The sequence below is a fragment of the Siminovitchia sp. FSL W7-1587 genome (assembly GCF_037963795.1).
GTDB classification, from domain to species: Bacteria; Bacillota; Bacilli; order Bacillales; family Bacillaceae_C; genus Siminovitchia; species Siminovitchia thermophila.
The window spans coordinates 249,922-273,816 of record NZ_CP150169.1 but is presented as its reverse complement, the minus strand read 5'-3'; the positions used below and the strand labels follow the sequence as shown (position 1 = coordinate 273,816).

Genomic DNA, 23,895 nt, shown 5'->3' with positions numbered 1-23,895 from the left:
ACCTAAATGCCCGATTGGTTCAACTAACATTCAGTAGGAGCCCTACTGAATGAAGTTTGTGCGTTTTTTCATCAAACTGATTTAGTTGTATCCCAGCTTTTTCCATTTTTCGTTCTTTCAATGTGAAATTCACTAAGGTGCTTTTGTCATTCTAAATCAGTTGAACGGGCTATATATTGTATTAAAGAAAGAGCAATATGGAGGTGGGAAGGTGCGGTTAAGCGAACTGGGTGGAAAAGAAATTGTGGACTTTAAAAAAGCGGAACGATTAGGGATACTGGGCCAGGCTGATCTGGAAATCAACAGCGGCACCGGTGAAATAAACAGTTTAATCATTCCAACGGGAAAATGGATGAGAAAATCTGGGGGCGAAATCAGAGTTCCTTGGAGGAATATTCGAACAATTGGGTCAGATATGATTATTTTAGAAGTCCCGGAATCGTAAAGCAGATGTCAAAATGCCGGATCTCTTTCTTATCGGAAAGAGGTTACCGGCATTCTTTCATTTTAAAGAAGCAGTGTACAAATTGATATAAACGTCCATAGAATGCCAGGCACTCATCCCCTGGTTAAACATACAATATGGAAGCGGAGGGATTTACCATGGATAGAGAAGATGATGGAAACTTAATGTTGACTGATATGCAAATTGTCATCATAGGGGGAGATGCGAGGCAACTGGAAATTATCAAAAAGCTTACCGAACTGGACGCCAAAGTGTATCTGGTAGGATTTGAACATTTGGATCAGCCTTTTACCGGCGCAGTAAAAGAGAAGCTTCATGACATTCATTTTGCGGAAATGGACGCCATCGTATTGCCCGTCCCGGGAACAAACCCGGAGGGGGAGATCGAAACGATCTTTTCAAACGAAAAAGTTGTCCTCACTGAGCAAGTTTTACGCCATACTCCTTCCCACTGTACCGTTTATTCAGGAATCAGCAATCGTTATTTAAACAAGATTACAAAAAATGCCGACAGAAGACTGGTCAATTTATTTGAACGAGATGATGTGGCCATATATAACTCGATTCCTACCGTGGAAGGAACGATTTTGATGGCGATACAAAACACCGAGATTACCATCCATGGCTCTTCGGTTGCGGTATTGGGGCTGGGAAGGGTCGGGATGAGTGTTGCCAGAGCTTTTTCTTTACTCGGAGCAAAGGTCAAGGTAGGATCCAGGAAAACAGCCGATCTTGCAAGGGCGACAGAAATGGGGCTTGATTCATTTCATTTAAGTCAATTAAGAAATGAAGTGAATGATATTGATATTTGTATCAATACAATCCCCCATCTTGTCATCAATGCCGCTGTGATTGCGCAAATGCCTTCACATACGCTTATTATTGATTTGGCTTCAAAGCCTGGAGGGACAGACTTTAGGTATGCGGAAAAACGGGGAATTAAAGCGTTACTCGCTCCTAGTCTTCCTGGAATTGTTGCGCCAAAAACGGCCGGCAATATTTTGGCAAATGTTCTATCAAAATTGCTTGCGGATGATTTACAAGAACGAAAGGGGACGTAACCATGAGTTTGAAGGGAAAACGCATTGGTTTTGGATTGACCGGATCTCATTGCACGTATGATGCCGTATTGCCGCAAATTGAAAAGCTCGTTCAATTGGGGGCGGAAGTTATTCCGGTTGTAACATACACGGTTAAAAACACCGATACGAAATTTGGGGAAGGCGAAGACTGGGTCGCCAAAATTGAAAGTCTGGCGGGCCGAAAGATAATCGGCTCTATCGTAGAGGCGGAACCGCTGGGACCCCAAACGCCTCTTGATTGTATGGTTATTGCTCCAATGACTGGGAATTCAATGAGCAAATTCGCCAATGCTTTAACCGATTCCCCCGTCCTCATGGCCGCGAAAGCTACACTGCGAAACCGGAGACCCGTTGTATTGGGAATTTCAACCAATGATGCTTTAGGGTTAAATGGCGTCAACTTAATGAGGTTGATGGCCGCCAAACATATATATTTTATTCCGTATGGGCAAGATAATCCGGAAAAAAAGCCGACATCCATGGTGGCACGCATGGATATGCTCCCTGAAACGGTTGAAGCAGCCATTGAAGGCTATCAAATCCAGCCGGTCATTATAGAGCGATTTCGGGATGGCGATTAAATGTAAAGGGAAAAGGAGAAATCGCCAACTCTCTTTTCCCTGCTCGTTCTTGCCCTGTTGCAACTTTTCCACAAAACAGTATTAAAAGCTTTTAAAAATGTGGTAGAATGATTATTATTGAATAAATCCTGTAATACCTAGTTTTTAAGAAAAGTTGTCGGGATTGGGAGGAGAGTTTTATATGTCAAATTCTACAGGCTATCATGTTGCTGTTATGGGAGCGACAGGTGCGGTTGGCCAGCAAATTATTCAAACACTTGAAAAGAGGAACTTTCCTATTCGTAAATTAACATTGCTTTCGTCAGCACGTTCTGCAGGCAAGCAAGTTTCATTTAACGGAGAAACAATCACTGTGGCAGAAGCGGTTCCTGAATCATTTGAAGGGGTAGACATAGCTTTGTTTAGCGCAGGTGGCAGCGTTTCACAAAAGTTCGCAAAAGAAGCCGTTAAACGAGGAGCAATCGTGATCGATAATACAAGTGCATTCCGTATGGATCCGGAGGTGCCGCTCGTTGTTCCCGAAGTAAACGCAGAAGCATTGAAAAACCACCGGGGAATTATCGCAAACCCAAATTGTTCCACTATTCAAATGGTTGTTGCCCTTGAGCCGATCAGAAAAGCCTTCGGCTTAAATAAAGTGGTTGTCTCCACTTATCAGGCGGTATCCGGGGCAGGAGCAGCCGCGATCGAAGAGTTGAATGATCAATCGAAAGCGATTCTGGATGAAGAACATTACGAGCCGCAAATCTTACCGGTTGGCGGCGATAAAAAACATTATCAAATCGCTTTTAACGCGATTCCGCAAATTGACAAATTCACAGACAACGGCTATACGTTTGAAGAAATGAAAATGATCAATGAGACGAAAAAAATTATGGGCATGCCTGATTTGAAAGTAGCGGCTACATGTGTCCGTCTTCCTGTTGAAACTGGCCATTCCGAGTCGGTTTATATTGAAATTGGACAAAATGACGTAACAGTTGAAAATATGAAGGAAGTCCTGAATGGTGCACCCGGTGTAACATTGCAGGATGAACCGAAAGAACAACTATACCCAATGCCGGCAATGGCCGCGGGCAAAGAAGATGTCTTTGTTGGGAGAATCCGTCAAGATTTGGATGAAAAAAATGGGTTCCATATGTGGATCGTTTCTGATAATCTACTTAAAGGAGCTGCACTAAACACGGTTCAGATCGCAGAAAGCCTGGTTAAATTGGGTTTAGTCAACGCTCCACAGCATAGTTCGTAATCGGGGTGTTATCATGAAAGTAATTGTTCAAAAATTTGGCGGCACATCTGTCAAAAACAGCGAAACACGTGAACATGCAAAAAATCACATTATAAATGCGATTCATAACGGGTATAAAGTAGTCGTTGTTGTATCCGCAATGGGTCGTAAGGGAGACCCATATGCGACGGATACATTGCTTGGCCTGATTGGCGGTAATCAAACAACGCTGTCAAACAGAGAGCAAGATATGCTTTTGGCATGTGGAGAAACGATTTCCAGTGTCGTTTTTACACATGCTTTGAAGCAAAAAGGTATTCAAGCTTCCGCTTTTTCCGGAGCGCAGGCGGGATTTGTGACAAACCGCGACTATACAAACGCAAAAATATTAAAAATGAAGTGCGAGCGCCTGATCGAAGCATTAAAGACCAATGATGTGGTCGTCGTTGCCGGCTTCCAGGGCGCGGCTGAAAACGGAGATATCACCACGATTGGCCGCGGAGGGAGCGACACATCTGCAGCAGCTCTTGGGGCGGCGCTTAATGCCGAATACATTGATATCTTTACAGATGTAGAGGGAATGATGACGGCGGATCCGCGGATTGTCAAAAAAGCCCGTCCGCTTACAGTGGTTACTTACAACGAAGTATGCAACATGGCTTATCAAGGGGCGAAAGTCATTCACCCCCGGGCTGTTGAAATTGCCATGCAGGCTAAAATACCTTTGCGAATCCGTTCGACTTATTCGGAGTCCCCAGGCACACTTGTTACAACGTTAGACCGGAAAAACAACATGCCTGATGTCCGCGAACAGCTCGTAACAGGTATTGCCCATGTGGAAAATGTTTCCCAGATTAAAGTAACGGCCAAAGAGGGGCAATATTATTTTCAATCCGAAGTATTTAAAGCAATGGCCAATAAACATATCAGTGTTGATTTTATTAATATTTCACCGAACGATGTTGTCTACACCGTACCGGAAAATACGATTGACCGTGCCGTTGAGGTCTTGAAACAACATGGATACGAACCTGAAGTTGAACGTCATTGTGCCAAAGTTTCTGTTGTAGGAGCGGGAATCACCGGTGTTCCGGGAGTTACGGCAAAAATTGTTACTGCGCTGGCTGAAAAGGAAATCCGTATTCTGCAAACTGCAGACAGCCATACGACAATTTGGGTCCTTGTCGAAGGAAAAGATTTAGCGGATGCCGTGAATGCTTTACATGATGTGTTTGAATTGCAAAAAGAAAAAATAGAATATGTGTAAGGTTGAGGTGTAAATACAATGGCTCAATTTGGCAGAGTTTCAACGGCGATGGTAACACCATTCGATAACAAAGGCAATATAGATTTCAAAAAAACAATGAAACTTGTCAACCATCTGATCAACAACGGGACCGATTCTTTGGTTGTATCAGGAACAACAGGGGAATCCCCCACACTGACAACGGAAGAAAAACTCGCCCTTTTTGACCATACTGTCCGTGCGGCCGATGGCCGTATACCTGTCATTGCGGGTACGGGCGGTAATAATACGTATCAGTCAATTGAACTAACGAAGCGTGCAGAACAATTAGGCGTAGATGCAATTATGCTGGTAGCCCCTTATTATAATAAACCGAACCAAACTGGATTATATCAGCATTTTGCCTCAATTGCCGAGGCTACTTCTCTGCCTGTCATGCTATATAATATTCCGGGCAGATCAGCTGTCAATATCCATCCAGAAACAATCATTGAGTTGTCGAAGATAGACAACATTGTGGCTGTGAAAGAAGCAAGCGGAGATTTGGATGCGATGGCAAAAATAATTGCCGAAACAGATGACAACTTCGTATTGTATAGTGGGGACGACGCCTTTACGCTGCCTGTATTATCCATTGGCGGTGCTGGAGTCGTATCGGTGGCAAGCCATATCATTGGGAATGAATTACAAGAAATGGTACGCTATTTTTTAAATGGAGACCATGCAAATGCCGCACTTCTTCATCAGCGATTACTACCACTAATGCGGGGCCTGTTCCATGCTCCCAGTCCAACACCGGTTAAGACTGCTTTACAGTTAACCGGATTTGATGTGGGGTCTGTCCGTCTTCCGTTGGTTCCTCTAACGGAGGATGAAAGGTTGAATTTGCAGGCACTGTTGAAAACTGTAAAAGTAACCAATTGTTAAGCTGGGGCATAAGCAAATACGAAATAGCAAAAACCGAACAATTCATTTATAATTGTTCGGTTTATTTGTGTTAAAAAAATTCCTATCATCGCTACGTCAACATATTTCGCTTTCCGCAGGTCTCTTCAGCTTCCTCGGAAAGCAAAGATCGCTTTCCTGTGGATCTTCAGCTCGAGCTATTCCTCTACATATTTTGACTACGCAAAAAGCTTGCGTATGATACACTGGGACAATTGATCCCGCATGTAAGGTGCCGTAAGACTCCCACTTCAAAATCTTGCGTGAATACAAAAGGTCCAAGTGGGAGAAACGGCACCTACATGCCCGATTGGTTCAACTAACAATCAGTAGGAGATGGAAGAAAACGCCTACTGAATGAAGTTTCACTGTATTGTTCGTTTTTCTCAGCTGATTTTGTTGTGTCCCAGCCTCATTTTCACTTATGGTCATTATCCGTATCCGGTTTTGGGAGAGGGGGCCCTTGGCCAAGCTCGTCATTTTCGGTGATGTCTGCTGCAGGCATGATGATGCTGATTGTAGTTCCTTTGTTTAGTTCACTGTCAATTTTGATTGTTCCGCCATGATTTTTAATGATGCGATTACAAATCATCAATCCAAGGCCCGTTCCTTTTTCCTTTGTACTGTAAAAAGGTTCTCCCAGATTGGGGATTCTTTCCTTCGGAATGCCTACTCCTGTATCTTGCACCCTTGTTAATATTTTGCGGTAACTTAAATTTTGCGCCGTAATATAAATTTTTCCTCCAGCCTTTGGCATCGCCTCTATCGCGTTTTTAATAATATTAATATATACTTGTTTCAGTTTATTCGGTTCACCCTTAATCCACGGATTTGAAAGCTCAAAATTCGGTATGATTTCCACATTATGCAAAATGGCTTCCGATTTAAACAAGTCGATGGTACTGGAAAGTAGTTGGCTAATATCAAGGTTTTCCAAGCGGGAGGGCTGCGGTTTGGCCAATATGAGCAAATCGCTCACAATATCTTCAATTCTTTCCAGTTCATCCAAAACCACATTCAGGTAATCATTATCCTCTTCCTGGCTTAATAACTGCGTAAATCCTTTAATGACGGTAAGTGGATTTCTAATTTCATGAGCTATTCCGGCCGCAAGCTGGCCGACAACCGATAACTTTTCAGTCCGGTGCATCAATTCTTCGGCCTTTTTTTGTTCCGTCATATCGCGTATTAAAATTTGATATGTACTACGTTCTTTATATTTTGTAGGGATCAATTTCACTTGGACATGCTTTAGTTGTTCATCGTGGCGGGATATTTTCATCTCAAACGTCTCGTTCAAACCAGTTTTCAGCAATTGTTTTTGAAAAATAGCATGTAACTCCATAGGGAGAAAGTCGAAAACGGATTTTCCGATCAGCTCTTCTTTTCCGGTTACGCCAAACAATTTTTTCCCCGCTTCATTAATATAAATAAAATGTCCGCGTTTCGTAATAATGCCGACCGTATCTTGAAAATTTTCCACGAGAAGGCGATAAATTTCTTTATTCTCCTCCAATTGTTCCTTAGTGGCAATTTGAAATGTGACATCCCTTGAAATACAAGAGATTTGCTTTGGTTTTTCACCATCAAGAAAGGGAATGATCGCCGTTTCCAGCCATATATAATCCCCTTCCTTCTTGCGAAAACGATAATATATTTTTTGGTGTATATTGCTTGAAAAGGAGTCTTCAACTTGATGTTTATCCGCAGGGTGTATGAGTTCGAAAAGAGGAGTATTAAACAATTCGTCCTGTTCGTACCCAAGCAAAGAAACGGAAGTTGGTGATACGTATGTAAAAGAGCCGTCCAAAGCATGGCGGGAAAAAAGGATGTCCGAAAATTGGATAAAAGAACGGTACATTTCCAGTTCGTGAAAAAGAGAGTCCTTATACATATTGCTGCCCCTTTAATATTTTTCATAGGTTGGTTAATTGGATTGTATCATAGACAGCTCATATTTGCTTGTTGGACGGCGCTGGCAACATGTAGCTATTTTTTTTGGGTGACAGTTGGGTTGAAGATGGAAATAACAATCAAGTATAATAAAACATAACTGATTTCATTTGATCGGGAATAAAACACCATGGGAGGAAAAATATTTTGACTAAAATAAAAAACGAAAGTATTAAAATTGTCCCGCTTGGGGGGGTGGGCGAGATTGGGAAAAATATGTATGTCGTTGAGGTGGATGAGGAGATCTTCGTGATCGATGCCGGCCTCAAGTTTCCAGAAAACGAAATGCTTGGCATTGATATCGTCATTCCAGATACGACATGGCTTGAAGAACAAAGGGAACGGATCAAAGGAATATTTTTAACGCACGGCCATGAAGACGCCATCGGGGCGCTTCCCTACGTACTGCAAAAAATAAATGCCCCTGTATATGGAACGAAATTAACGATTGCCCTTGCAAAGGAAAAACTGAAGGAAAATAGCGTCAAACCAGTCCGTTTCCAGACGATCAAGTCCGGTTCCAGGCTGAAATTTGACCGGGCAGTAGTTACGTTTTTCCATACTACACACAGCATTCCGGATTCTGTAGGCATTTGTATTCAAACATCGGAAGGAAAAATTGTCCATACGGGCGACTTTAAATTCGACCAGGCAGCTACCGGGTTGTACAGGGCGGAAATCGGAAAAATGGCCAGTATTGGCGAGTCCGGGGTATTGTGTCTTTTATCAGACAGCACGGAAGCGGAACACCCAGGTTATACTACGTCAGAGGCAGTGACGGAAAGGGAACTGTCCTCCATTTTTCATTCGGCAACAGGAAGAATTATTGTGGCTTGTTTCGCGTCGAATTTTATCCGAATCCAGCAAGCGCTTGATGCCGCTTTTGAAAATGGACGGAAAGTGGCTATTGTAGGAAAGAGCATTGAACGCAGCTTTGAAATAGCGCTCAAATTAAACTATTTATCTCTTGCCGGTACGGATTTAATTATTCCAATCACCGATATTGGCAAATATGATGACAGTGAAATTGTCATTATATCCACTGGAACAATGGGCGAGCCGCTGGAAGCACTACAAAAAATGGCAAGACAAAACCATAGACAGGTAAATATTAAAAAAGGTGATACGGTATTGATTACAGCAACTCCATCGGTTGGGTTGGAAACATTTATGTTCAAGACGATCGACCTTCTGTACCGGGCGGGCGCGGTTGTCAATACACCATACCGTAAAATACACGTATCGGGCCACGGCAGCCAGGAAGATTTAAAATTGATGCTTAACTTAATGAAGCCCAAATATTTTATTCCGATCCAAGGAGAATACCGCATGCTGTTTTCTCACGCGAAACTGGCGGAAGAAACAGGGCTGGCCAGAGACCACATATTTATACCGGCAAACGGGGAAGTCATTGAATACAAAGACGGAAAAATGAGGCAAGGCGGCAGAGTTCCTGCCGGGAATGTGTTAATTGACGGCATAGGAGTAGGTGATGTTGGAAACATCGTACTTCGCGACCGGAAATTACTATCCCAGGACGGCATTTTTACGGTTGTTGTCACATTGGACAAGAAGCATAAACGCATCGCGTCAGGACCGGAAATTATATCACGCGGGTTTGTTTATGTCAGAGAATCGGAAAAATTAATCGAAGAATCCACAAAAATCGTACGAAAAATCGTGGAACAAGCGGTAGCGGAAGGTTCTTTTGATTGGGCGGGAATCAAGCAAGATATCCGGGACAAACTCAATCAATATTTATTTGATCGCACAAAAAGAAGGCCGATGATTTTGCCGATCATCATGGAAATATAAATCAGTTGCGATAAAAGCGTTCAAGAATTTGTTTTTCTTGAACGCTTTATCTTTGAATGGAAAAGTGGAAACAGGCAAATAATAACGTGGAATTCTTTACCTCAGGAGGACTCCATGAATAATGACAATCATCCAGAATATCGTTTTGAAACACCAAATGAAACGCCGAATGAAACACCTGAAAACAAGCCTTCCGGCATCATAGAGAAAATACAACAGTTAGGGCAAACGAATGTTCCGCAAATGCCTCAGGATACGAACATACATTGCTTGACGATCATCGGCCAAATTGAGGGGCATATGCAACTGCCTCCTCAAAATAAAACAACAAAATATGAACATATTATCCCGCAATTGGCGGCGATTGAACAAAACCCCAATATTAAAGGACTACTCGTCGTATTAAATACCGTTGGCGGTGATGTGGAAGCGGGCTTGGCCATATCGGAAATGTTGTCTACCTTGACGAAGCCATCTGTTTCGATTGTCCTAGGAGGAGGCCACTCCATTGGCGTGCCCATAGCCGTTTCCTGCTCTTATTCCTTTATCGCAGAGACTGCCACAATGACCATCCACCCCATCAGGTTGACCGGGCTTGTCATCGGTGTTCCCCAATCCTTTGAGTACATGGATAAAATGCAAGAGCGGGTTGTAAAATTTGTCACTAGCCATTCCAATATTTCCGAGGAAAAATTTAAAGACCTCATGTTTGCGAAAGGAAATTTAACGAGAGATATTGGAACCAATATTATCGGAAAAGAAGCTGTGAAATATGGGTTAATAGATGAAGTGGGCGGCATAGGAAAGGCGATGAAAAAGTTGAATGAACTCATTGAACTAAATGATCCCGGCAAAAATGAAGAAGAAGGAGGCATCATCCAATGATCATCCATTCAATCGTTCCGCATGAACTCATTTTCCCTGCCCATGATGAAGATTTCTCGAACCAAAGACAGTGTCAGTGGAACGGCATCCCGCTCATCGTGCAGCCGGAAGGGGAGCAATGTAAAGTGGTTCGGGTCATGAGCAGTAACTTGGAAGACTTTTTGCGTCCGGAAATACAGCCCGGTTCTTACTTAACGATCAACGAAACAAAGCTGTTATAGGCTTTGACCGCTGTTCCCGCTTTCATGTATCATTACTTCAGCCAGCCAAATCTATGATATAATGGAAAGAAAATGCAGCCCCGGTTTTCAGGCTGCTTTCTCTTTACCCCGCATGTAAGGTGCCGTAAGACTCCCACTTCAAAATCTTGAGTGAATACAAAAAGTCTAAGTGTGAGAAAACGGCACCTAAATGCCCGATTGGTTCAACTAACATTTCTTGGGAAAGGCATCCAAGAAATGAAGTTTCACTTTACCCCGCATGTAAGGTGCCGTAAGACTCCCACTTCAAAGTCTTGAATGAATACAAAAAGTCTAAGTGTGAGAAAACGGCACCTAAATGCCCGATTGGTTCAACTAACATTTCTTGGGAAAGGCATACCAAGAAATGAAGTTTCACTTTATCCCGCATGTAAGGTGCCGTAAGGCTCCCACTTCAAAGTCTTGAGTGAATACAAAAAGTCCAAGTGTGAGAAAGCGGCACCTAAATGCCCGATTGGTTCAACTAACATTTCTTGGGAAAGGCATCCAAGAAATGAAGTTTCACTTTATCCCGCATGTAAGGTGCCGTAAGACTCCCACTTCAAAGTCTTGAGTGAATACAAAAAGTCCAAGTGTGAGAAAACGGCACCTAAATGCCCGATTGGTTCAACTAACATTTCTTGGGAAAGGCATCCAAGAAATGAAGTTTCACTTTATTTTTTAATGATCGCAAGGTGAATAAGATGGCAAAACGAAAAAAAAGAAGTCGAAAAGCGAATAAATTGAAAAGGATCTTACAATTTGAACTCGCAGGTATCGCGTTATTCGCGTTATGCTTAATTTCCATCGTGAAATTGGGAGCGGTCGGGCGAGGAATACACAACTTCTTTTACTTTTTCCTTGGCGAATGGTATATGGCCGGGATGCTTTGGGTACTGTATATGGCCGCTTTTTTTGTTGTTAAAAGGGAATGGCCGCCCTTTTTTAAGGGAAGGCTCATTGGCATCTATTTCATATTGTCGAGCGTACTTTTGTTTTCTCATATCAGGCTATTCGGATTTATGTCGGAAAAAGGGCTGCTGGACAACGCCAGTGTGATTAAAAATACATATTCCCTTTTCATGCAAATCATCCAAAATGAAACATCGACAAATGACCTTGGCGGCGGGATGATCGGCGCCGTTTTGTTTTCGGGGTCTCATTTACTATTTGACACAACCGGAACGAAAATCATCAGCTTTTTTCTCATCTTTACAGGCGTATTACTCTTGACAGGCAAATCGATTGGAGGATTTATTGAAGCGGCAGGTCTCAAGGGCCTGGCATTCTTTAAGAAACAATGGGCGGCATTTAAAAACGACCTGAAAGAGTGGAGGGCGGAAAAGGCAGAAAAAAGAGCGAGAAAAGAAGATGAAAAAGCAAATGAAACAGTGGTACAAAACGAGGATATTGTGAAAAAAGTTGTCGAGGAAGAAGTGGAACCCATTATATCGAGTTTTACGGAACGAGATCCGGCTGCGCATGATCAGCCAATGGTGACGGAGAGCGAAAAGCCGGTGAAGCCAAAACAGGAAAACACGGCGGACGAAGACATATCACAACCTCTTACTTTTACAGAAGTGGAAAATAAAGATTATAAGCTTCCCCCCAACTCTTTGCTTGTAAGGCCGAAAGCAGCCGACCAAAGAAGCGAGTACAAATTAATCCATTCAAATGCGGCAAAACTTGAAAAAACATTTCAGAGCTTCGGTGTAAAAGCACGTGTCACGCAAGTTCATTTGGGGCCGGCGGTAACAAAATATGAGGTTCATCCGGACGCAGGTGTAAAGGTAAGCCGGATTGTAAGCCTCAGTGACGACTTAGCCCTGGCGTTGGCGGCAAAAGATATAAGAATTGAAGCCCCCATTCCGGGAAAGTCGGCAATTGGCATAGAAGTGCCGAATTCGGAAGTTGCCGTCGTATCGCTAAGGGAAGTACTGGAGTCGAAACAACACCAAAAGCCCGAAGCGAAGCTGCAAATTGGCTTAGGCAGGGACATAACGGGCGAGGCGGTGGTAGCAGAGCTGAATAAAATGCCGCATCTTCTCGTAGCCGGGGCAACGGGAAGCGGGAAAAGCGTATGTATTAACGGGATCATTACAAGCATTTTAATGAGGGCAAAGCCGCATGAAGTGAAAATGATGATGATTGACCCCAAGATGGTGGAATTAAATGTTTATAATGGTATTCCCCATTTGCTTGCCCCTGTTGTTACGGATGCCCGCAAAGCATCACAGGCGCTGAAAAAAGTAGTCAGCGAAATGGAAAGACGTTATGAACTGTTTTCCCATACCGGGACTAGAAATATTGAAGGCTATAATGAGTTCGTCAACCGTATGAATGTGAAAATGGAGGACAAACAGCCGCTTTTACCTTACATTGTCGTCATCGTCGACGAACTCGCCGATTTAATGATGGTGGCTTCTAATGATGTGGAGGATTCGATCACTCGGCTCGCCCAAATGGCCCGGGCCGCAGGAATTCATTTGATTATCGCCACACAACGACCATCTGTGGACGTTATTACCGGCGTCATCAAGGCAAATATCCCTTCGCGTATTGCGTTTGCCGTATCCTCGCAAACCGATTCGAGAACAATTCTTGATACAGGTGGGGCGGAAAAATTGCTTGGCAGGGGGGATATGTTATTTCTGCCGGTCGGCGCATCCAAGCCTGTTCGTGTGCAGGGAGCATTTTTATCTGACAAAGAGGTTGAAAATGTCGTCGAATTTGTGATATCCCAGCAAAAAGCACAGTATCAGGAAGAGATGATCCCGGAAGATATTCCGGAAACAGCTGCTGAAGTGGAGGACGAGCTTTATGAAGATGCCGTTCAACTGATTGCGGAGATGCAGACAGCCTCTGTTTCCATGCTCCAACGCCGATTCAGAATCGGTTATACGAGGGCTGCCAGACTGATTGATGAAATGGAGGCTCGGGGAATAGTAGGTCCATATGAGGGGAGTAAACCTCGAGCAGTACTAATACCGAAACAGACAGAGGAACAGACATCATAAACGTTCAAGGCTGTATATCCCCAAGGAATAAGGCATACGATATGCATGAGGAAGTTTTTTCAATTTTAAGCCCTATTTTCATTGTAAAAAGGAGGCGTGGCGAATGGCGCTGCTCCAGGAAGAAACAGTAAAAATAAATGGATATACTTTACATTTGATAAAAACAGATAAATTTAAAACGAATACGTTTATCTGGAAAATGAAGGCTCCTTTAGAGCAGGACACAGTCACTTTGCGGGCGCTGTTGCCGCAAGTATTGCAAAGCGGGACGAAAAACCATCCAACGACGGCAAGCTTGCGCTCCTATTTGGATGATTTATACGGAGCAACGCTTCAAGTGGATTTAGCCAAAAAAGGGGAATATCATATTATCACTTTTACCATTGAAATTGCGAATGAGGCTTATTTACAAGGAAGTGAGCCGCTGCTGCAAAAAGCCGTGGTTTTGCTCAAAGAAGTCTTATTACATCCAAATGCTACTAACAATGCTTTTGATTCGGAAACAGTCGAGAAAGAAAAGCGGAATTTAAAACAGCGGATCACATCTGTTTACGATGATAAAATGCGTTATGCCAGCGTCCGTTTGACCGAAGAAATGTGCAAGGGAGAGCGATACGCGCTTTTTGTTCATGGAGAAGCGGAACGGATAGATGAGATAACACCTGAATCTCTATATCAATACTATGAAAAAGCCCTGGCGGAAGATGAGCTGGATCTTTATATTATCGGGGATATTGACCGCGAGGAAGCTGAAACATATTGTGAACAGATAAGCTTTACAGACCGCGCGCCAAAGACCATTGATGCGGAAGGCGGGCAACCGGACAGGGATTTGAAAACGATTGTGGAAAGACTGGATGTAAAGCAGGGGAAATTAAATATCGGGTATCGTACAAATATCCGCTACGGTCATAGGGACTATTTCCATTTGCAAATGTTTAACGGCATTTTCGGAGGATTCCCCCACTCAAAATTATTCATCAATGTACGTGAAAAAGCACACTTGGCCTATTATGCGGCCAGCCGGATTGAAAGTCATAAAGGGCTGCTCATGGTGATGGCCGGAATTGATGATAAAAATTACGAACAGGCAACAACGATCATCCACGAACAAATGACTTCCATGAAATCCGGAAATTTTACAGAACAAGAAATGGAACAGACAAAGGCAGTGATCAAAAACCAATTCCTTGAAGCGATCGATACATCTAGAGGACTGGTTGAAGTCCTTTACCATAACGTCATTGCCCGGGCAAACATTAAACCGGAAGACTGGATTCATGAAGTGGCCAACACGACGAAAGATAATGTCGTTGCCGTCGCTAAAAAAGTACAATTGGATACGATATACTTTTTGACAGGCGGAAAGGGGGAGAAATGATGAAGACACTTGTTTTCGAGCAGTTAAAGGAAACCATTTATTACGAAACGTTGGAAAACGGCTTGGATGTGTATATTTTGCCAAAGCCAGGTTTCAATAAAACATTTGCCACATTTACGACAAAGTACGGATCAATCGACAACACCTTTATTCCGCTCAACGGTCAACAACTGCAAACCGTACCCGATGGAATCGCCCACTTTTTGGAACATAAGATGTTTGAGAAAGAAGATGGCGATGTATTCCAATTGTTTAGTAAGCAGGGAGCTTCTGCCAATGCATTTACGTCATTTACACGGACAGCCTATTTATTTTCCAGCACCTCAAATGTGAAGCAAAACCTGGAAACACTTATTCATATGGTCCAGGAGCCTTACTTTACCGAAAAAACAGTTGAAAAAGAAAAAGGCATCATCGGCCAGGAAATAACGATGTACGATGACAATCCCGATTGGAGGGTTTATTTTGGGGTCATTGAAAACATGTACCACAACCACCCTGTAAAAATCGATATTGCCGGTACGATCGAATCCATTTCCGAGATTACAGCCGATCTTTTATATCTATGCTATAAGACTTTTTATCACCCAAGCAACATGCTGCTATTTATTACCGGTCCGGTTGATCCACAGGAAATGATGGAATTTATTCGCGCGGATCAAAGCAAAAAGCAATTTGAAAAAGCGGCTGATATTGTACGCCACTTTGAGGATGAACCACCCACTGTCGCCAAAAAGAAACAAGTTTTGCAAATGGATGTTCAGACAGCCAAATGCTTAGTAGGCGTAAAAGCCATGCAACCCGAGACAGAGGGGAAACAATTGCTTAAAACAGAAGTGGTGATGAATTTGCTGCTTGATACATTGTTCAGCAAAAGTTCAAGCCATTACGAGTCACTTTATAATGAAGGGCTCATTGACGAAACGTTTCAATATGATTTTACACAGGAAGACAGCTTCGGGTTTGCGATTATAGGGGGGGATACAAGGGACCCCGATCGTTTGACGAAGCGGCTTAATGAAATCTTGCTTGGGGATGTATCGGCCTACTTGACGGAGGAGATGCTTGAAAGAGCCAAAAAGAAGCGGATTGGCGGCTTTTTAAGATCTTTGAACTCACCGGAATTTATCGCCAACCAGTTTACCCGATATGCATTTAACAACTCCAATTTATTTGAAGTGCTTCCTGTTATAGAAAACATTACACATAACGATGCTGTGACCGCAGCGCAACAATTTTTTTCCGAAGACCGCATATCGGTTTGCCAAGTAATACCAAAAGGCAGTTAAGGCCTGGCTAGCGCCAGGCTCTTTTGTTGGAAAGGAGAGGTATATTTTTTGAGGAAAATCATCTGAATTAGCGCCTAAGCGGAAAGGAAAGATGTTAATGAAAAAATTTGCTTTAATTACGGGGGCAAGCGGAGGCATTGGAGCATCTACCGCAAAAATATTGGCGAAAGAAGGTTGGAATCTGTATTTACATTATCATAGGAATGAAGAAAAAATCAAAGCCCTTATGAAAGAAATTGCTGAATATCATGAAGTTGAAATGATACCTGTTCAAGCAAATTTAGAAAAGGCCGGAGGTTGTCAAAAGCTGATTGACAATATTTTCGATATTCAAGCTATTGTTTATTCGAGTGGAAACGCTCCCTTTGGGCTTTTTACAGAACTTGATGATGAAACGGTGGAACAAACCATTCAACTTCACGTAAAAAGTCCAATTGCACTAATCAGACATTTGCTGCCAAAGCTGATGCGAAACAACGCTTCACAAATTGTATTAATCAGTTCTATTTGGGGCCAGACAGGCGCCGCTTGTGAGGTGTTGTATTCAACTGTCAAAGGGGCGCAGATTTCTTTCGTAAAGGCTTTGAGCAAGGAAGTGGCCAGCAATGGTTTAAACGTAAATTGTATTGCTCCCGGGGCCGTCAGAACCGATATGTTAAAGCATTTTACAAGTGATGAACTCGAACAGCTGAAAGAAGAGATTCCGATGAGAAGGCTTGGAAGGCCGGAAGAAGTCGCCGAAGCGGCAGCATTTTTATTATCAAGCAGGGCATCCTACATAACCGGACAAGTCATTGCTGTGAACGGCGGCTGGTATACTTGACATTTTGCGGCCGATGCCAAATTCATGAATAATTCATGTAAAGTGACAAATAATAACATTGTACGAATTTAGTGAAGGAGGCATTTGATCATGTCAGTACTTGAAAACTGGGAACAATGGAAAAACTTTCTCGGAGACCGCCTAGACCAAGCACAACGGCAAGGAATGTCAGATGAGATTATTAACCAAATGGCGCATCAGGTTGGGGACTATTTAGCAAAGCAAGTTGATCCTAAAAATGAACAGGAAAGAGTGTTATCAGATTTGTGGTCAGTTGCGTCTGAAGAGGAGCAACAAGCCATCGCGCGTGTAATGGTTAAGCTGGTTGAAAATAACAGCACTCACTGATGAAGCATAGAGAGGACGTACTCCTCTCTTTTTTTTTCGTCATTTTTTTCTTTTAACTTTAATAAAAATCAGATATGATATAAGCTAGAAATGAATGGTTGGGGCATTTTTCGTTTTGAGGAGCTGTAAAAAGATGGACCGAAAAGAATGGTATTTAGAATATGAGATCAAAATTGACCGGCCTGGTTTGTTAGGGGATATTTCATCCCTTTTAGGCATGCTCTCCATTAATATTGTCAGTATTAACGGGATAGACAGCGGGCGGCGTGGATTGCTGATTCGGGCGCAAAACGAAGATCAAATTATCCGCCTTCAATCTATATTGGAAACCGTAGAAACGATTAAAGTAAGAAAAATGAGGGAACCTAAATTAAGAGATAAGCTGGCAGTCCGTCATGGACGTTATATACAAAGGGATCACGATGATAAGAAAACATTCCGCTTTGTTAGAGATGAGCTTGGAATTCTTGTCGATTTTATGGCCGAATTGTTTAAAGAGAAAGGCCATAAACTTATTGGGATCCGGGGAATGCCGCGAGTCGGCAAAACAGAATCGGTTGTTGCAGCAAGTGTCTGTGCAAATAAAAAGTGGCTGTTTGTTTCATCCACCTTGTTAAAGCAGACGATCCGCAAAGAGTTAATCAAAGATGAATATAATGAAAATAACATTTTCATTATAGACGGGATCGTTTCCAGAAGAAGGGCGGACGAGCGGCATTTGCAGCTAGTCAGGGAAATTATGAGCCTGCCTGCAGTCAAAGTAATCGAGCACCCGGATATTTTTGTTGAACATTCCGAGTATTCCATTGAAGATTTTGACTACATTATTGAACTGCGCAACAACCCGGAAGAAGAGATTACATATGAAACCGTTAATAAGCACAACTTTTTTCCTAATCAAGGAATGGGCGGTTTCGGCGGATTTGATTTTTAGGATTGGTGGTGTTTGCTTTGACTGAATTAGGGAGCCGTCTGAGAATGGCTCGTGAAGAAAAGGGAATCAGTTTGGAACAACTTCAATCAATGACAAAAATCCAAAAAAAGTATTTGATTGGGATTGAAGAAGGTAATTATGATATAATGCCGGGAAAATTTTATGCCCGGGCATTTATTAAGCAATACGCTGAAGCAGTTGGTTTATCTCCTGAAGAACTGTTTGAAGAATATCGTTCCGAAATACCCGCTGCATATGAAGAAGATTTAACAGAGCAGCTTTCCCGGGTGCAGTCCCGGAGTTCCATGCCGGCAAGTGCAAACAAATTATTAAAGTATTTGCCTAAGATCATAGCAACAGTTGTTGTGGTCGCTACACTTTTCTTGATCTGGAATTTCTTTACAAAGTCCATTAATACAGCTGACCAGCCAGAAGGAAATAAAGAAGATCAAGCAGTTGATATAGAAGAATCTGATGATATCACTCCTCCCGAACAGCCTGCTAACAAGGAAGACAAGGAAAAAGGTTCAGGCAAAGACAACAAAGAGGACGGTCAAAACAAAGAAGACAAAGAAGATAAAAAAGATAAAAAAGACAAAAAGGACAAAGATACTAACAGCTCCGAAACCCAAAGTATAACTGCCGAAGGTGTATCTGGCAGCGTAACAACATATAAGCTGTCCAAAGCCGAAAAATTCGAATTGAAGGTCAGTGCGACTACAACCGGCGAGACATGGGTAAGTATCAGAGATGGCAGCAACCAAACCCTGTTTCAAGGAATGCTAAAAAACGGAGAAAGCCAAAGCTTCGATTTGACAGAACAAACTCAAGCATATATCGTCGCTGGACGAGCGTTGGATACGGAAATTTATGTAAATGGGGAGAAGCTGGAGTATGAGAATTCACCAGAGCAACATGTAAAACAAGATATTCAAATCCAATTTGAAAAGGGAGAGTGATCTTGTAGCGAAGCAGCCGCTTAAAAGCGGCTATTTTTTGTCAGACTGGATCGTATAAATAAATGGACACAAATCGCCTGGTTAGATTCAGGCGCCTGAAGCTTTTCTTGATGGGAGGACATTATAGTGAATTTACCTAACAAAATAACCGTAGCAAGAATTTTATTAATCCCCGTCTTCCTTATATTAATGCTTGTACCGTTTGAATGGGGAAGCTGGCATATATTTGGGACCGAAATAAAAGCGGCTCATATTGTCGGTGCTGTTGTATTTATTATCGCTTCCATTACGGATTGGATTGACGGATATTTTGCACGAAAGTTAAAACTCGTTACGAACTTGGGAAAATTTCTCGATCCCCTTGCCGACAAACTGCTCGTTTCCGCCGCGTTAATTGTACTCGTTGAAATGCACCTGGCTCCATCCTGGGTCGTAATAACGATTATAAGCCGCGAGTTTGCCGTTACGGGGCTGCGATTGATTCTGGCGGGATCTGGGGAAGTGGTCGCGGCCAACATGCTTGGGAAAATTAAAACATGGACGCAAATTGTTGCCATCAGTGCCTTGCTTCTTCATAACATACCATTTTCGGCAATCAACTTCCCGTTTGCGGATATTATGCTTTACATTTCCCTTATCTTTACTGTTTGGTCAGGTTATGAGTACTTTCATATAAATCGGAGCATCTTTAAACATTCGAAATGACAGGAAGTGATCAATGAATGAAAGCGGAAATCATTGCCGTTGGAACGGAGCTATTACTTGGACAAATTGCCAATACAAACGCCCAATATTTGTCGCAACAATTGGCGGAAATTGGTGTGAATGTATATTTTCATACAGTCGTTGGCGATAACCCCGACCGGCTTGTTCAGGCAATCAGACAGGCCGAAACAAGAGCCGATCTTCTGATTTTTACGGGTGGGCTAGGTCCGACTCAAGACGATTTGACGAAAGAAATTGTCGCCAAGCACCTTGGCAAACAACTGACAACCGATGAATACGCTTGGAAAAAGATCCAGGAATACTTTAAGCGGACTGGAAGAAAGATGACTCCGAATAATAAAAAACAAGCAGATGTTATTGAGAGGGGAAAAGTTCTTCCGAATGAACACGGAATGGCCCCCGGGATATTCCTGCAAAATGACTCGAAGTACTACATGTTGTTGCCGGGTCCTCCGCATGAAATGAAACCGATGTTCAGGATTTACGGTCGAGAAGCCATCTTGGACCAGCTTGAACAACAGGAGCGCATTGAATCGCGGGTTCTTCGTTTTTTTAATATTGGTGAATCACAAATAGCCCATGAGCTTTCGGATCTCATAGAATCGCAATCCAATCCGACCGTGGCCCCGCTTGCCGGTGATGGTGAAGTGACGATTAGAATTACGGCCAGGCATGAACAAGAAGTCATGGCGGTTTCGATGCTGGATGATATTGAAAAACGAATATTAGAGAGAGTGGGGGAATATTTTTACGGATATGATGATACTTCCCTCATGGCTGAATTGCTGAAATTGCTTGAAGAGCGCCAGTTGACCATTGCCGCAGCAGAAAGTTTGACCGGCGGCTTGTTCCAGTCGGAAATGACATCAGTTGTTGGTGTAAGCACCATGCTGCTTGGCGGGATTGTCTGTTATTCCAATAAAGCAAAAATCAAGCTTTGCAATGTTAAGCCGGAAACAATTGAAAAGCATGGCGCCGTCAGCGAACAATGTGCGGCAGAGCTTGCTTCAAACGTCCGCGAAGCTCTTGGTGCGGATATCGGAATCAGTTTTACCGGAGTTGCAGGCCCTGATTCACTTGAAGGCCATCCGGCGGGAACAGTCTGGATCGGCATTGCTTTTAAAGACCAGCCAGCGAAGGCATTGCTTGCCAAAATGGCCGGAACCCGCAACGGAAATCGCAAACGTTCAGTAAAAATGGGTTGCTATCACTTATTAAAAGAATTACAAAAAAGTCGTAGAATTGACTAGTAAGAGCGAGTAACAGGCAACAATAGTTAATAGTGAGAGCGTTGGGGCTGGGACATAAGCAAATACGAAATAACCGAACAATTCATTTATGATTGTTCGGTTTATTTGTGTTGAAAAAATCCCTATCATCGCTACGTCAACATATTTCGCTTTCCGCAGGTCTCTTCAGCTTCCTCGGAAAGCAAAGATCGCTTTCCTGCGGGATCTTCAGCTCGAGCTATTCCCGCAGGAGTCTATATATTTTGACGACGCTAAAAGCTTGCGTATGATACACTGGGCCATTTATCCCGCATGTAAGGTGCCGTAAGACTCCCACTTCAAAATCTTGGGTGAATACAAAGAAAACGGCACCTAAATGCCCGATTGGTTCAACTAACATTCAGTAGGAGCCCTACTGAATGAAGTTTCACTTTATCCCGCATGTAAGTTGCCATATACACTACTTCAAAACCTGAGTTGATTTTGCAGGATTCCTCTGAAGTAGCTGGTGGAGATGGATTTCAAGAAGTTATCGCCATTGTACAAGCCCCAGAATTCAACGTGTGCCTTTTCGAGTTCGCGTGGCCGCTTTGCCTTGATTGTGTCCCAAAAACACCCTCGCCCCCTTTTGGCTGTTTTGGAGCAATAGTGGCTATGCTCGTGAATCCGATCATCAGCCTATCGTGCCGGTGGTGCTATTAAAGATAAAGGAAAACTCGTCGCGAGACCAGATGAATCGTACTCGAAGCAGTGCTGTCTCATATATAGAACTTTCATCCCTTTGGATGCTCCCTCTTTCATTTTAAAGCCCGCGGAACATTTTTTAATATCATCAAAAATTAAGATTTATACTGTTTCATTCCGTTAAAAATCAATATTCGTATCGTCAAATTGTAATTTTGCAAGAAAACAGCCTAGAAAAATACCAGAATGAATGTTCGCTTTTTCCTTGGCAATGGTTTGAAAAAAAGGTATAATAAGATCAGTTCGAACTGATATAACACACCATTGATCATGATAAATACGAGGAGGAAAATTTGTGAGTGATAGACAAGCTGCACTTGATATGGCTTTAAAGCAAATAGAAAAGCAATTTGGAAAAGGTTCTATCATGAAGCTGGGGGAGCAGACTGATCGTAAAATCTCGACGATTCCCAGCGGTTCGTTGGCTTTAGATATTGCACTCGGTGTTGGCGGATACCCGAGAGGAAGGGTCATTGAAATTTACGGGCCTGAAAGTTCGGGTAAAACGACTGTTGCGCTTCACGCGATTGCGGAAGCCCAAGCTCGCGGGGGGCAGGCGGCTTTTATTGATGCCGAGCATGCGCTTGATCCGGTTTATGCCCAAAAGCTGGGCGTTAACATAGATGAGCTACTTTTATCCCAGCCGGATACAGGTGAGCAGGCGCTTGAGATAGCGGAAGCTCTTGTACGAAGCGGAGCCATTGAAATGATCGTCATTGACTCGGTTGCCGCTCTCGTGCCAAAAGCGGAAATTGAAGGAGAAATGGGGGATTCCCACGTTGGTTTGCAGGCGCGGCTCATGTCCCAGGCCCTCAGAAAGCTTTCCGGAGCAATCAATAAGTCTAAGACGATCGCCATATTTATTAACCAAATTAGGGAGAAAGTTGGCGTCATGTTCGGTAATCCGGAAACGACACCTGGTGGACGGGCTTTGAAGTTTTATTCTTCGGTCCGGCTTGAAGTCCGTCGTGCCGAGCAACTTAAGCAAGGACAGGATGTAGTTGGAACGAAGACGAAGATTAAAATTGTCAAAAACAAAGTGGCGCCTCCTTTCCGTGTAGCCGAAGTAGATATTATGTATGGAGAAGGCATTTCCCGTGAAGGAGAAATTATCGACATGGGATCCGAGCTGGATATTATTCAAAAAAGCGGGGCGTGGTATTCATATAACGATGAGCGGCTTGGGCAAGGACGTGAAAACGCCAAGCAGTTTCTGCGCGAGAATGAAGATTTGCGGGATGAAATTATGGTGAAAATCCGCAACCATCATGGCTTGGATGAAGTAAAAGCAGATAATGAAGAAGAACAGGAAGAATTAACACTGTTAGATTGATCCTTTCAACAGCAGAGCGCCGGCTTTGCTGTTTTTGTTTTTTGCCTAGTGATCTTGCAGAATAGAGGATACAAGTCCGAAGATGTGAACGTTAAAGTGATAAAGAGCTTAACAGTGTGTGCCGAGATGTTGCATGGACCCAACTCCCGATTTGGGGACGACTCCATTCGAATCAATCGGTTAGAAAGGGCGATGCAAGGTGATTTCGGCAAGATGAGACTCCATCTAAGCTTTATCCAAATGGGAGCTGTTAAAAAGAAAGGCTCCCGTTTTTAGCTGGTGAGATCTCGTATGCTCATAGCGGCCCGCAGGCGTTCTTATGCTCCTCAGGTGCAAACCGCTCAGAACTGTCGTCATTCGGCTGTTCACATACCGAGCAGAGAAAAAATCGACCGGGAACTTGAGGAAGGAAAATCAGAGCTGGCATAAAAGAAAGCCTGTTCACGTCAAAAACCGTGTAACGGCTGCTGATCAAACGAACGTATACTGTCATTGTCTTGTAGCGACTCGTTAGTGAGAGGTACGAAACTCTGCGCATGAGGGTTCCAAAAAGGAAGGCGAACCCTCACAACAATGATTGGCGGACATTACAAAACAACGGTGAAAGTTTAAAATTCTGTAATATATCTTTACATCAATCTTTATCCGGGTTCATCCCCCTTCTTGTTAAAA

General features: G+C 43.1%; 20 protein-coding genes. 19 read left to right on the top strand and 1 reads right to left on the bottom strand.

All coding sequences use genetic code 11. From position 1 onward, the window contains the following. The first annotated feature begins 211 nt into the window (after positions 1–211). The 6 genes from NST31_RS01275 (at position 212) to dapA (ending at position 5,530) form a co-directional block, all read left to right on the top strand. A complete protein-coding gene (locus tag NST31_RS01275; RefSeq protein WP_077111686.1) occupies positions 212–445 on the top strand; it encodes a YlmC/YmxH family sporulation protein in 234 nt (77 codons plus the stop codon). Positions 446–630: 185 nt separating this feature from the next. Continuing rightward, a complete protein-coding gene (gene dpaA, locus NST31_RS01270) occupies positions 631–1,527 on the top strand; it encodes a dipicolinic acid synthetase subunit A (RefSeq protein WP_205179928.1) in 897 nt (298 codons plus the stop codon). A 2-nt stretch (positions 1,528–1,529) separates the two neighbouring features. Then, positions 1,530–2,129: a dipicolinate synthase subunit B gene (gene dpaB / locus NST31_RS01265; RefSeq protein WP_077111685.1), complete on the top strand. Its 600-nt coding sequence runs from the start codon at positions 1,530–1,532 to the stop codon at positions 2,127–2,129. 181 nt (positions 2,130–2,310) lie between these two features. Then, positions 2,311–3,378: an aspartate-semialdehyde dehydrogenase gene (gene asd, locus NST31_RS01260; protein WP_205179885.1), complete on the top strand. Its 1,068-nt coding sequence runs from the start codon at positions 2,311–2,313 to the stop codon at positions 3,376–3,378. 13 nt (positions 3,379–3,391) lie between these two features. Further along, the gene (dapG, locus tag NST31_RS01255; protein WP_205179884.1) at positions 3,392–4,624 is read left to right on the top strand and encodes an aspartate kinase; all 1,233 of its coding nucleotides are present in this window, start codon (positions 3,392–3,394) and stop codon (positions 4,622–4,624) included. 18 nt (positions 4,625–4,642) lie between these two features. After that, positions 4,643–5,530: a 4-hydroxy-tetrahydrodipicolinate synthase gene (gene dapA, locus NST31_RS01250; RefSeq protein WP_205179883.1), complete on the top strand. Its 888-nt coding sequence runs from the start codon at positions 4,643–4,645 to the stop codon at positions 5,528–5,530. Positions 5,531–5,966: 436 nt separating this feature from the next. Here the strand turns inward: dapA and NST31_RS01245 are convergent, their stop codons facing one another. Next, positions 5,967–7,442, bottom strand: a complete 1,476-nt coding sequence (locus tag NST31_RS01245) for a PAS domain S-box protein (RefSeq protein WP_339163452.1) — start codon at positions 7,440–7,442, stop codon at positions 5,967–5,969. Positions 7,443–7,648: 206 nt separating this feature from the next. On the opposite strand from NST31_RS01245, the gene NST31_RS01240 reads away from it, so the two are divergent. The 13 genes from NST31_RS01240 (at position 7,649) to recA (ending at position 23,223) form a co-directional block, all read left to right on the top strand. Continuing rightward, the gene (locus NST31_RS01240) at positions 7,649–9,316 is read left to right on the top strand and encodes a ribonuclease J (protein WP_339163450.1); all 1,668 of its coding nucleotides are present in this window, start codon (positions 7,649–7,651) and stop codon (positions 9,314–9,316) included. Positions 9,317–9,430: 114 nt separating this feature from the next. Then, positions 9,431–10,201, top strand: a complete 771-nt coding sequence (locus tag NST31_RS01235; RefSeq protein ID WP_077111679.1) for a ClpP family protease — start codon at positions 9,431–9,433, stop codon at positions 10,199–10,201. Continuing rightward, entirely contained in the window at positions 10,198–10,422 is a 225-nt protein-coding gene (locus NST31_RS01230; protein ID WP_205179881.1) for a YlzJ-like family protein, read from the top strand. The genes NST31_RS01235 and NST31_RS01230 overlap by 4 nt, the downstream gene beginning before the upstream one ends. 722 nt (positions 10,423–11,144) lie before the next feature. Beyond that, complete coding sequence (locus NST31_RS01225) at positions 11,145–13,457, top strand: DNA translocase FtsK (RefSeq protein WP_339163446.1); 2,313 nt, start codon at positions 11,145–11,147, stop codon at positions 13,455–13,457. Between the two features lie 103 nt (positions 13,458–13,560). After that, positions 13,561–14,838 (top strand): pitrilysin family protein, encoded by a 1,278-nt coding sequence (locus NST31_RS01220; RefSeq protein ID WP_339163444.1) that lies wholly within the window; start codon positions 13,561–13,563, stop codon positions 14,836–14,838. Then, positions 14,838–16,127, top strand: coding sequence for a pitrilysin family protein (locus NST31_RS01215; protein ID WP_205179997.1), 1,290 nt, complete (start codon positions 14,838–14,840; stop codon positions 16,125–16,127). Before NST31_RS01220 ends, NST31_RS01215 begins: the two co-directional genes overlap by 1 nt. A gap of 97 nt (positions 16,128–16,224) precedes the next feature. After that, complete coding sequence (locus NST31_RS01210; RefSeq protein WP_205179991.1) at positions 16,225–16,950, top strand: SDR family oxidoreductase; 726 nt, start codon at positions 16,225–16,227, stop codon at positions 16,948–16,950. 90 nt (positions 16,951–17,040) lie between these two features. Beyond that, a complete protein-coding gene (locus NST31_RS01205) occupies positions 17,041–17,298 on the top strand; it encodes a DUF3243 domain-containing protein (RefSeq protein WP_077111673.1) in 258 nt (85 codons plus the stop codon). 133 nt (positions 17,299–17,431) lie between these two features. Further along, positions 17,432–18,232: a DUF3388 domain-containing protein gene (locus NST31_RS01200; RefSeq protein ID WP_077111672.1), complete on the top strand. Its 801-nt coding sequence runs from the start codon at positions 17,432–17,434 to the stop codon at positions 18,230–18,232. A 5-nt stretch (positions 18,233–18,237) separates the two neighbouring features. Further along, positions 18,238–19,191: a RodZ family helix-turn-helix domain-containing protein gene (locus NST31_RS01195; protein ID WP_339165450.1), complete on the top strand. Its 954-nt coding sequence runs from the start codon at positions 18,238–18,240 to the stop codon at positions 19,189–19,191. A gap of 126 nt (positions 19,192–19,317) precedes the next feature. After that, a complete protein-coding gene (gene pgsA / locus NST31_RS01190; RefSeq protein ID WP_077111670.1) occupies positions 19,318–19,896 on the top strand; it encodes a CDP-diacylglycerol--glycerol-3-phosphate 3-phosphatidyltransferase in 579 nt (192 codons plus the stop codon). Positions 19,897–19,913: 17 nt separating this feature from the next. Next, entirely contained in the window at positions 19,914–21,167 is a 1,254-nt protein-coding gene (locus NST31_RS01185; protein WP_339163442.1) for a competence/damage-inducible protein A, read from the top strand. A 1,018-nt stretch (positions 21,168–22,185) separates the two neighbouring features. Beyond that, positions 22,186–23,223: a recombinase RecA gene (gene recA / locus NST31_RS01180; RefSeq protein ID WP_077111668.1), complete on the top strand. Its 1,038-nt coding sequence runs from the start codon at positions 22,186–22,188 to the stop codon at positions 23,221–23,223. The last annotated feature ends 672 nt before the right edge of the window (positions 23,224–23,895 follow it).